Below are 10,458 nucleotides of genomic sequence, written 5' to 3'. Positions count from 1 at the left end.
GGAACCGGCCCGACGACCAGCTCCTCGCGTTCCTCGAAGGGCTCTGATTATGCCGAACCGCCGCATGGCTGATGCTCTGAAAACAGGCCCGCAGCAGAGGCTATGCGGCATAATCCGAGTTACGGCATTATGGCCCAGCTCGTGCAGCGCGGTGCGGTAATAGTCGATCTGGTGATGAAAGGCCGGTTGCGGCGGCACCATCACGAAATCGCCCGACGGCGAATAGTAGGCCTGCGCCCCGCCAATCCGGAAATCCGCGCCCGTTGCGGCAATGAGGTCTTCGGCAGCGCGGTGCAATTCGCGCTCGGGCAGCGGCGCTGGCTGCGACACCAGCCCTTCGGGCAGGCCATCGCATTGCGCGGCATTAAACACGGTAAAGCGCTTGAGAAACGGAATCGAACGCGCCTCCTCGCCGCTCTTGACCTGCTCGCGCCTTTGCGCGTCGCGGTCGCCTTTCGGAGTGAAGCGGTCGGCATAGAACACCGTACGCCCGCGCTCGCCCTTGCGGACGCAGCCGCCAGCGGCCAGCGCTTGGCGAAAGGTCAGCCAATCCTGCGAAGGGTAGCCGCCCTCGATCACCGCGCCCCACAGGACCAGCACATTGATGCCAGAGTAAGCCCGCTTGGTCACCGCATTGCAGGGCAGGCCGAGCGAGGCCTTGGCTTTGCTCCACGGCCTGACCCAAGGAAACACGCCGTCCTCAAGCTGGGTTATGATTGTCTGCGTGACCTCGTCATACAGCGATGCGCGGGAGTCATTCCCGCGCGCGGCGCTGCGCGCCGCCCCTCTACGCTTGCCACCTGCACTGCCTTTTGAAACTTTACGCGCCATCGCCCTTCTCCCGAACTGCCCAAATCCGCACACCGGCCCCCGGAAGGGGCGGGGTGGGCGGTGACAGCGACCAGAAAGGTGCGGTTCGGACAGCCGCACCCGCATGACGCAATTGGCTGACCGTTCAGCCGGTCGGAGAAGGGCTGCAATGCAATGGAAGACCCGGTCCCTTCAGGGCCGGGTTGCGGCTGGCCGAACCGTGCCCAGACGGGAGCGCCGCCCACCCCGCCGCTTTCGCGGGCCGACACCAACAACGCCGGCGCGCTAGCAGCGCGCCGTCCGCAGCAACCTGCTCGTGCCGCCAGTCGGGGCCGAGCGACCAGCGAGATGTCCAAGACAGTAAATGCGCACCCTGAATTGAAGCGTGTGGTGCAAGTCCTTGGATCGGCCGCCCCGGCGGGGCCTGTCGTCCGGCAGGCCGATCCTCATGACAATGTAAGCTGCAATCAGAGTGCGCGCGGGGCCAATATAAATGAATGCCGCGCCCTCAGGAGCAGGCCGCAAGGCCAGCGGGACAGAGCGCGTCAACAGCCCCGCTCCGCTTCCCGGGGCGTTGCGGGGTGTCCCCGCAGAAGGGGTAGCAGGAGACAGCAAAGCGGCTCCGGCTCAGGGGAAGGCCTTCCCCCATTGCAATGCAAAGAGCGACCCTTGCCTACACTCGGAAATCGAACGCCCGCAACTCACTGGCCTTCGGCATGGTGTGCGCCATTGAGAGAATTAGCTCGTCGATTTTCTAATCTGCTTACGGCGCCGGCCCGCTGTGCACGACTGATCGCTCTGCCAGTTTCATCGTTACCAATGGCACAATGATCCACATGACCAATGGCACCAGCCCGACGCCACCGATCAACGGCATTGTGTCATCATATTGCCAGCCCCAATCGCTGCGGAGCGCCAAGTGTTCGACGACTATCGTAATCGACAGCCCGGTGCCTAAATATACTGTGAGGGCTCGCGCACGCGCGCCGCGAAGCCACATCCGATCATCGGTTGCAATTGTCGCGATCCAGTAGGCGAACACCATTATTCCGGCATCGCCCACCGAAGCAATGCCGCAGCTCTTCGTAACTTGCCACGCCGACAGTTGATCCATTGCATAGAACGGCATCTGAAACATTTCCCAGGCGAACGAGACAAGAAAGCCGTGAATAGCAATCCACGTTTCGGGCTTATCGAGTCGGTGAAAAATGGGTTCAGTGATCGTGCGGCTCCTTTTTAGCTGAACCATTGGCAGAGTGTTGCGGTCCTTGTTTTGAATGATCTTTCTGGCGCGAAAGGAAGATCCATTCGCCTAGGAACACGATCGCGATTGCCGCGTCCCGCCTCGCTCACAGCTTGGCGGTCCGCAAGCGCAGCGAATTGAGGACCACCGAGATGGAGGACGCGCTCATGGCGAAGGCGGCAAACATCGGGCTGATCAGGATGCCGAAAAACGGATAGAGCAGGCCAGCCGCTACGGGCACTCCGGCCGCGTTGTAGATCAATGCAAAGAACAGGTTCTGGCGGATGTTGTTCATTGTCGCCTTGGCAAGGCGGCGAGCGCGCACGATCCCATCGAGATTGCCGCGGACCAGCGTAATACCTGCGCTCTCAATCGCTACATCCGCCCCGGTGCCCATCGCGATGCCGACATCGGCTTGCGCTAGCGCTGGCGCATCGTTGACCCCGTCCCCTGCCATCGCAACTTTCGCGCCCCCTTCCTGAAGTTCGCGGATTATGCGCGCCTTATCTTCGGGCAGAACGTCGGCGCGGATTTCGTCGATACCTAGCCGCGCGGCAACTGCCTTGGCCGTCCGTTCATTGTCACCGGTTGCCATGATGATGCGCAGGCCCAATGCGTGCAGTTCTTTGAGCGCCGCAGGGGTGGTTTCTTTCACCGGATCGGCCACCGCGACGAGACCGGCGATGGTGCCGTCGACTACGACAAACATCACCGTCTCGCCTTCGTCGCGTCTGGCGTTGGCCTTTTGTGTCAGCGCTGCTGCTTCGAGACCCATGTCATTGATCAGCGCAAGGTTGCCAAGGGCAATGGACTTGCCGTCAACGGTACCCTTTACCCCTTTGCCGGTAATGGCCTCGAAGTCGCTGGCGCTCTCCATCGCAACGCCGCGCTCCTCTGCGCCGCGCACGATTGCTTCGGCCAGCGGGTGTTCCGACCCGCGTTCGAGCGAGGCTGCAAGATACAGCACTTCCGCCTCGTCATGCCCATCCTCCGGCATCACCGCGACCAACCGGGGCTTGCCCTCGGTCAGCGTGCCGGTCTTGTCGACGATCAGCGTATCGATCGTTTCGAAGCGTTCGAGAGCCTCGGCATTCTTGATCAGTACGCCCGCCTGTGCACCGCGCCCGGTTGCAGTCATGATCGACATCGGTGTGGCGAGGCCCAATGCGCAGGGACAAGCAATAATCAGGACCGAGACTGCCGCGATCAGGGCATAGGCGAGCGCGGGAGCAGGGCCCCAGATTGCCCAGGCGATAAAGGCCAGCACCGCGATGCCGATCACCGCCGGAACGAACCAGCCCGCAACCTTGTCGGCATATTTCTGGATCGGAGCGCGCGAGCGTTGAGCGTTCGCGACCATCTCGACGATTTGCGCCAGCATCGTGTCCGAACCGACACGGGTCGCCTCCATCACCAGACTGCCGGTGCCGTTGATGGTCGCACCGGTAATTTGATCGCCAGCGACTTTCTCAATCGGTACAGGTTCGCCCGACACCATGCTCTCGTCGACGGAAGACCGTCCTTCCAGTACAGTGCCATCGACCGGGACCTTGTCACCGGGCCGGACGCGCAAGCGGTCGCCCACTTGAACGTCTTCCAGCTCGATCTCTTCTTCAGTGCCGTCGGGCCTGATGACGCTCGCGGTCTTCGCCGCAAGGTCGAGCAGCGCGCGGATGGCCTTGCCGGTGCCTTCACGGGCGCGCAGCTCCATAACTTGTCCCAGCAGCACCAGAGTGACGATTACTGCGGCAGCTTCGAAATAGACCGCGACATTACCTTCTGCATCGCGAAAACCGTCAGGGAAAATACCCGGAACCAGCACGGCGACGATGCTGAACAGCCACGCCGCCATGACCCCCATCCCGATGAGCGAGAACATGTTGAGGTTCATCGTCCGGAAGGACTTCCAGCCGCGGACTAGGAACGGCAAGCCGCACCACAAGACCACCGGCGTGCCCAGCGCGAACTCGATCCACAGGGTCGCACGCTCGCCGAATATTTCGCGCAGACCGCCAAGGCCCAGCATCGGCCCCATGGTCAGAACCAGCAAGGGTATTGTGAGGATAGCGCCGACCCAGAAACGCCGGGTAAAATCGACCAGCTCCGGATTGGGGCCGTCCTCCACCATACTCGCGGATTCCAGCTCCAGCCCCATGCCGCAGATCGGGCATGATCCCATTTTGGTTTGGCGCACCTGTGGATGCATCGGGCAGGTATAGACCGTGCCGATGAAGCCCTCTGGCACCTGATCATAGCTGCCATCGCTCGGTTGGTGTTCCTTCTGGTCATGCGAAGCGCGGCATTCGGTATGCGTGCCGCTTTGCTGGCCATCGTCCGGTACCAGATGCATTCCGCATTTCGGGCAATCACCCGGCTCGTCCTGTCGGACTTCAGGGTGCATGGGGCAAATATAGCCACTCATGACGGATCTCCACGACCGAAGAAGCGATAGAGCGGAACGATCAATACCGCGATATACCAGCCATAGAGAAAGCTACCGACCGCGCCTGCGATGAAGCCGGGCCAAGTCAGCCACTCAAACCCCGGCAGCAGCGGCGCCCATGCCTCATGCATGTGGAAGCGTCCAGGCATCAACAGGCCGAACGCAATACAAACAAGAAAGCTGAGCAGAATAAAAACGCTGAGCGTCCATCCCCAGCGAATAATCTGGCGACCAATTGTTGGATTTTGCATGTCTATCTCCCTTGGTGAAGCTGGTGTCTGGGTGCGACCACGCGGCTGCTCCTTCCGGGATAAGCACAGGCTTTGCGGTGTCAGCCCGTGCGAAACCGGTCTGCGCGTCCAACCAAATCAGTTATGTGATCGGCTGCATGAATGGTCAGCGGATGCTGGGTGCAACCTGGCCGGGGTGTAATGAGAGCGGCCATGTCGCGCGCCATCTGGCGCTGCTGCTCCGATCCCTCTGCCAGTACAGCGATCATGAGATTTTCAAGCGCGATGACCCGGATACGCAGATGGACCAGTTCAGTGTTGGTCATTTCAGGGACAGCATCCGCAGCAATCTCAGCGATAGAGGCAATCGCGCCCCCTTCATTGTCCCACCTTGCGAGCGCACGCTGACGAATTTTGGACATTTCATCAGGCGTATCGCTGTGCGGAACAGCCTCGGTCTCGCTTTTGCTGCCGCGTACCATCATTTTCCCGTTTCTGTGCTTTGCACTGGGACTGCCGGCAAAATGGGAGCATCTGAGGGAACTGGCTGAGCCTCCAGATCGGCGATCAGCCGCTTCATCTCGGCAATTTCCCTGACTTGTGCCTCGATGATGTCATCCGCCAAAGCACGAACGCGGGGATCGCGGATCTGCGCTCGCTCGCTGGTCATGATCGCGATCGAGTGATGCGGGATCATCGCGCGCATGTAGCTCACGTCGTCAACAGTCTCTTGGCTGCGGACGAGATAGAGCGAGCCTGCAAAAACCAGCAGTGATGCCCCGACAATTGTCAGCTTCTTGGATGTTCCGTCATACATCTTCCACATAAAGGCGAGCATGATAATCGCCATGACAGCGCCCATATAGACGGCCATCCAGGTGCGGGTCTGGCTGTAGAAGATATGGTCGAGGGCGTAGGTGTTCAGATACATCAGGCCGAACATCACAACGGTTGAGGTTGCGATCATCGCGAGAAAACGGGTGTAGGTCATTGCGTATCTCCCATGGGCGCTAGCGACATCCGCAGGGCCATCACCATGCGGTAAAGGGTGACGGTCTTGGCTTCGGTTTGGGCTGGGGTCATCGTTTGACCTTTTCGAACAGGTCGATCAGCTCGTTGAACTTCACGCGCTGCTCGGCCGTATCGCCCGATGCGATCGCTTCGGAAACGCAGCACGCCGCGTGATCTTTCAGAATTTCACTCTCTGCCTTTGAAAGGGCAGCTTTCACGGCCTGCATCTGATGCAGGATATCGATGCAATAACGCTCGTCCGCGACCATCTGGCCCACGCCGCGCACCTGGCCCTCAATCCGGCTGAGCCGATTGAGAATGGCTGTCTTGTCTTTCGTCATCGATTCCCTCTTATCCCTTGCAATACCATAGGGGGGTATAGTATCAGCTTACCAAAGGATGAGCAAGACAATGACCAATCAAGTTTCGCGAAGAACTCTTTTGGGCGGTTTGGGTGTCGGTGCATCCATGCTCGCGATCCCTGCCTGGGCGCAGGGCCATAGTGTCCACGGCGGCAGCCACGGTCGCGGGGGTCCGTTGATCCCGGCAGGATTTGGCGAGCTTAGCGGCGACGTCATCGACCTGGCTGTTGGCAGCGGCCACCGCATTGTCGAGGGCAGGCGAGGCCCCGGCATTGCCGTGAACGGCAGCGTGCCGGGTCCGCTCATCCGGCTGCGCGAGGGCCAGAATGTTCGCCTGAACGTTACCAACCACCTCGATGCGGACACCTCGATCCACTGGCATGGACTGCTCTTGCCATTCCAGATGGATGGTGTGCCGGGCATCAGCTTTCCAGGCATCAAGCCGCATGAAACGTTTGTGTATGAGTTTCCAGTCCGCCAGGCGGGCACCTATTGGTATCACAGCCATTCGGGTCTTCAGGAGCAGTCGGGCCACTATGGCCCAATGATCATCGATCCAGCGGGCGCGGAGCTGGTCGCATATGACCGCGATTATATCCTGCTTCTGAGCGACTTCACCACACACGATCCGCATTTCATCATGAACCGGCTGCGCACCGGCGAAGGCTATTTCAACCGGCAGCAAAACACCTGGACCGACGATTATCCGATGACGGGTGAGGAACGGCGGATGTGGGCGCAAATGCGAATGATGCCCACCGACATCATGGACATCGGATCGCCAACCTACACCTTCCTCGCCAATGGCCGCGGGCCGACCGAAGGTTTGGAATATCTCTTCCGCGCCGGTGAGCGTATCCGGCTGCGGATCATCAACGGGTCAGCGCAGAGCTTCTTCAACGTTCGCATTCCCGGCCTGCCAATGACAGTTATCGCTGCCGACGGGCAGAATGTGCGGCCCGTCGAGGTCGATGAGTTCCAGATCGGCACCGCCGAGACCTATGACGTGATCGTCACGGCGGGCGACGCCGAGGCCTATTCGATTGTTGGCGAATCCATGGACCGGTCGGGCATGGCGCTCGCGACGCTGGCGAGCCGACCGGGCGCTCGGGCTGCCGTGCCGCCCTTGCGCGATCCGCCACTGCTGACGATGGGCGATATGGGCATGAACCACGGCTCCGGGGGAATGGACCACAGCGGCATGGACCATAGCGCACCTGCCGATAGTGCTGCGCCGGTCGGCGCGGCCAGTGCTGGTGCGGCGGCCATGGATCACTCGGCCATGGGCCATGCCTCGCCTGCTGCTCCAGCACCTGCGGCCGATGACGCAATGGCCGGAATGGCGACGGGCGGCATGAGCATGGAGGGCATGAGCATGCGAGATACGTCGCTGTTACCGCCCGATGTCGCCATTGGCCCGGGCATCGACGGTGTATCAATGGCCCCGGTCGACAAAATGGGCGATCCGGGCCTTGGCCTGCGCGATGTGCCGCACAGAGTGCTGAACTACCGCATGCTCTCCGCGCTCGAGCCCAATCTTGACCCGCGCGAGCCGTCACGGCTGCTTGAACTGCATCTTACCGGCAATATGGAACGCTATATGTGGTCGTTCGACGGGCGGATGTATTCGGCCGTCAGCGATGTGCCGATCCGTTTTGCGTGGAATGAGCGCGTCCGGGTGAAACTCATCAACAACACGATGATGGCCCACCCCATCCATCTGCACGGCATGTTCTTCGAGCTGGTGAACGGGGAAAGCGCTGCGCATCAACCGCGCAAGAACGTCGTCATCGTTCAACCGGGCGCCAGCGCCCAGTTCGACTTCACCGCCAACGAGCCCGGCGACTGGGCCTTCCACTGCCATTTGATGTATCACATGCATGGCGGAATGATGCAGACCGTGACCGTGGTCGGCCCGGAGGCCGCATCGTGAGCCGGATCGCTACTTTTGCGCTGACGATGCTTGCCGCGTCTGCGCTCACTCCCCCGGCATTCGCGCAAAGCCAGGACGAGCATGCCGGACATGAGGGGCATGCGATGTCTGCTCCCGAGCCTTCGCCCGTCACCCCGCCACCCGTCGATCCGCATGCGGGCCACGACATGCCTGCGGCGGCTGAGTCTGCGCCAGCCCAGCAAGACGCGATGGATGGTATGGATCATTCGGCTATGGACCATGGCGCAATGGATCATGGTGCAATGGCTGATCGCGATGGCACAGCCTCGGTTTCACCCGGACCCACAATGGAAACCCCGCCGCCGCCCGAGGCGGGGAGCGGTCCGCCGCGCGCCGCCGATGCGATCTGGGGTGCCGATGCCATGCGGGCATCACGACGCGAATTGCAGCAGACCCACGGCGATTTCCCCGTGTTCTGGTTCCAGGCCGACCGCGCCGAAGTTCAGGCCCGCGAGGGGTCAGATGGCTATCTATGGGACGTGCAGGGCTATTATGGCGGCACGACCGAGAGGTTCTGGTTCAAGAGTGAAGGTGAAGGCAGTTTTGACGAAGCGATTGAGGATGCCGAGTTTCAGGCGCTCTATTCGCGTGCCATTGCGCCCTTCTGGGATGTGCAGGCAGGCGTGCGGCAGGATGTAGCTGGACCCGACACGACCTACGCGGTTGTCGGCGTGCAGGGCCTCGCGCCCTATATGTTCGAGGTCGATGCCGCGCTGTTCGCCTCGCATCGCGGCGATATCACTGCGCGGATCGAAGCCGAACTTGATCAGCGCATTACACAGCGGCTGATCCTCCAGCCTCGCGGTGAAATCAGTCTGTCGGCGCAGGATGTGGCTGAACTCGGCATTGGAGCAGGTATCGACAAGGTCGAGGCGGGCCTGCGCCTGCGCTACGAAATCATTCGCGAGTTCGCGCCTTATATCGGCATCGAGCAGAGCTGGCGCATCGGCGGCAGCGCCGATTACGCCCGTGCACGCGGCGAGGACCCCAGCGTGACCAATTATGTTGTCGGCATCCGTTTCTGGTTTTGAACTCTTTCCCCCTATTTCAAAAAGGACGACGCTATGAATTTCCGCAAGCTATTCCCGATAGGCGCTATGAGCCTCGCTTTGGTATCGGCTGCCGTGCCTACCGCCGCATTCGCTCACGCGCGCGTCACCGCGTCAACGCCAGCCGAAGGCGCAACGGTCGCGCGGCCGCGCTCTATAACGATCACGTATAGCGAGGCTCTACTGCCGCCGACCGCCGCTGCGAGCATCGTCATGACCGCAATGCCCGGCATGCCGAACCACGGCGAAATGACGATCCGAAATTTCACCACCGCCTGGTCGAATAGCAATCGGACCTTGACGCTCAACCTGCGCCAAGCCTTGCGTGCTGGCACCTATGAAGTGCGCTGGCAGGCCGCCGGCGCCGACGGGCACCGGATGACGGGCACCGTGAACTTCACGGTCAGCTGACCACTTTATGGAGGACTGGCTCGAGCCGGGATTGCGGTTTCTGCATTATGCACTGCTGCTTGGCTTGTTCGGGTGGACAGCGTTCCGCGTGATTGGCCTGCGCGAGCTGAATTGGCAGCAGTGGGGAAACGGTTTTGCCGTGGCGATGGTGGGTGCGGTGTTGGCACCGTTGGTGTCGCTCGTCCTGATGCTGACCTCGATCGCTGCGATGATGGGCCAGCCACTCGCCGCGCTCGAAGGGCCGATGGTCGAAGCGATGATCTTTGGCACCGATCTGGGTTGGGCTTTCCTTTTTCGCGCGGCACTGCTCGGAGGAGGCCTGATTGCACTTTTGCTGCGCAACCGTCTGGCGTCAGTGTTGCCCATCGCTGCCCTGTGTTACGCTTCCGCACTCATCACGCTCGCATGGAGCGGACATGCCGCCGCGACGGAGGGGGGATTGGGGCTGTTTCATCGCCTCAATGATGGACTGCATTTGCTCGCAGCCGGGTTGTGGCTGGGGGCCATCGGCTGGTTTCTCCATCTTGTCATCAGGGCGCATCGCCGAGTTGATGACGCTCAGGCGCGGAACCTGCTGGGCGTGATGCACCGATTTGCGCCGCTGGGGGTCACGCTGGTATCGGTCGTTGCCATTACAGGTCTGATCAATACCCAACTGATCTTCGGGATCACGAACAGTGCTGCAGTCCTGACGACCGATTATGGCATTTTGCTGGCAGGAAAGCTGGTGCTGGTCTGCGGCATGCTCGCCTTCGGGGCGCACAATGCCCGGATCGGGCGGCGCGAAGCTTCGCCAAATAATACCCAAGCCAACGATAGCCCCGCTTCGCTGGCAGCTTTGCGTCGCAGTCTTATCGGCGAGTTTGGACTGGCGGTTGGCGTGGTTGGGCTCGTCGCAGTTTTGGGCATGATGTCACCGATGGTGATGGAATAGGGTGTGACCAG

The 10,458-nt window shown here is 61.1% G+C and carries 11 protein-coding genes; 4 read left to right on the top strand and 7 right to left on the bottom strand.

What is annotated here, in order from left to right; genetic code table 11:
* From ACN0WW_RS13630 to ACN0WW_RS13600, 7 genes are all read right to left on the bottom strand, one after another.
* A partial coding sequence (locus tag ACN0WW_RS13630) for an ArdC family protein (RefSeq protein WP_417613411.1) occupies positions 1-831 on the bottom strand: 831 nt, incomplete at its 3' end.
* Positions 832-1,573: 742 nt separating this feature from the next.
* Positions 1,574-1,939, bottom strand: a complete 366-nt coding sequence (locus ACN0WW_RS13625) for a hypothetical protein (protein ID WP_417613410.1) — start codon at positions 1,937-1,939, stop codon at positions 1,574-1,576.
* A 220-nt stretch (positions 1,940-2,159) separates the two neighbouring features.
* Entirely contained in the window at positions 2,160-4,475 is a 2,316-nt protein-coding gene (locus tag ACN0WW_RS13620) for a copper-transporting P-type ATPase (protein WP_417613409.1), read from the bottom strand.
* Positions 4,472-4,747 carry a DUF5676 family membrane protein gene (locus ACN0WW_RS13615; RefSeq protein ID WP_417613408.1) on the bottom strand — a complete coding sequence of 92 codons (276 nt, stop codon included), beginning with the start codon at positions 4,745-4,747 and terminating at the stop codon, positions 4,472-4,474. Before ACN0WW_RS13615 ends, ACN0WW_RS13620 begins: the two co-directional genes overlap by 4 nt.
* Positions 4,748-4,827: 80 nt before the next feature.
* Positions 4,828-5,211 (bottom strand): hypothetical protein, encoded by a 384-nt coding sequence (locus ACN0WW_RS13610; protein WP_417613407.1) that lies wholly within the window; start codon positions 5,209-5,211, stop codon positions 4,828-4,830.
* Positions 5,208-5,717: a DUF305 domain-containing protein gene (locus ACN0WW_RS13605; RefSeq protein ID WP_417613406.1), complete on the bottom strand. Its 510-nt coding sequence runs from the start codon at positions 5,715-5,717 to the stop codon at positions 5,208-5,210. The genes ACN0WW_RS13610 and ACN0WW_RS13605 overlap by 4 nt, the downstream gene beginning before the upstream one ends.
* Positions 5,718-5,805: 88 nt before the next feature.
* Positions 5,806-6,078, bottom strand: coding sequence for a metal-sensitive transcriptional regulator (locus ACN0WW_RS13600; RefSeq protein ID WP_417613404.1), 273 nt, complete (start codon positions 6,076-6,078; stop codon positions 5,806-5,808).
* Positions 6,079-6,148: 70 nt separating this feature from the next.
* Here ACN0WW_RS13600 and ACN0WW_RS13595 point away from each other — a divergent pair, with 70 nt between their 5' ends.
* The 4 genes from ACN0WW_RS13595 to copD are packed head-to-tail and all read left to right on the top strand — an operon-like array spanning position 6,149 to position 10,447.
* On the top strand, positions 6,149-8,032 hold the full coding sequence (locus ACN0WW_RS13595) for a copper resistance system multicopper oxidase (protein WP_417613402.1): 1,884 nt from the start codon (positions 6,149-6,151) through the stop codon (positions 8,030-8,032).
* Between the two features lie 5 nt (positions 8,033-8,037).
* A complete protein-coding gene (locus tag ACN0WW_RS13590; protein ID WP_417613415.1) occupies positions 8,038-9,084 on the top strand; it encodes a copper resistance protein B in 1,047 nt (348 codons plus the stop codon).
* Between the two features lie 33 nt (positions 9,085-9,117).
* On the top strand, positions 9,118-9,513 hold the full coding sequence (gene copC, locus ACN0WW_RS13585) for a copper homeostasis periplasmic binding protein CopC (protein ID WP_417613400.1): 396 nt from the start codon (positions 9,118-9,120) through the stop codon (positions 9,511-9,513).
* A 7-nt stretch (positions 9,514-9,520) separates the two neighbouring features.
* Positions 9,521-10,447, top strand: a complete 927-nt coding sequence (gene copD, locus ACN0WW_RS13580; protein ID WP_417613398.1) for a copper homeostasis membrane protein CopD — start codon at positions 9,521-9,523, stop codon at positions 10,445-10,447.
* Positions 10,448-10,458 lie beyond the last annotated feature (11 nt).

This window comes from Parasphingorhabdus sp., assembly GCF_048269865.1.
Lineage (GTDB): Bacteria > Pseudomonadota > Alphaproteobacteria > Sphingomonadales > Sphingomonadaceae > Parasphingorhabdus.
Note: the sequence above shows the minus strand (reverse complement) of the source record. Positions and strands in the feature narration are given on the sequence as shown.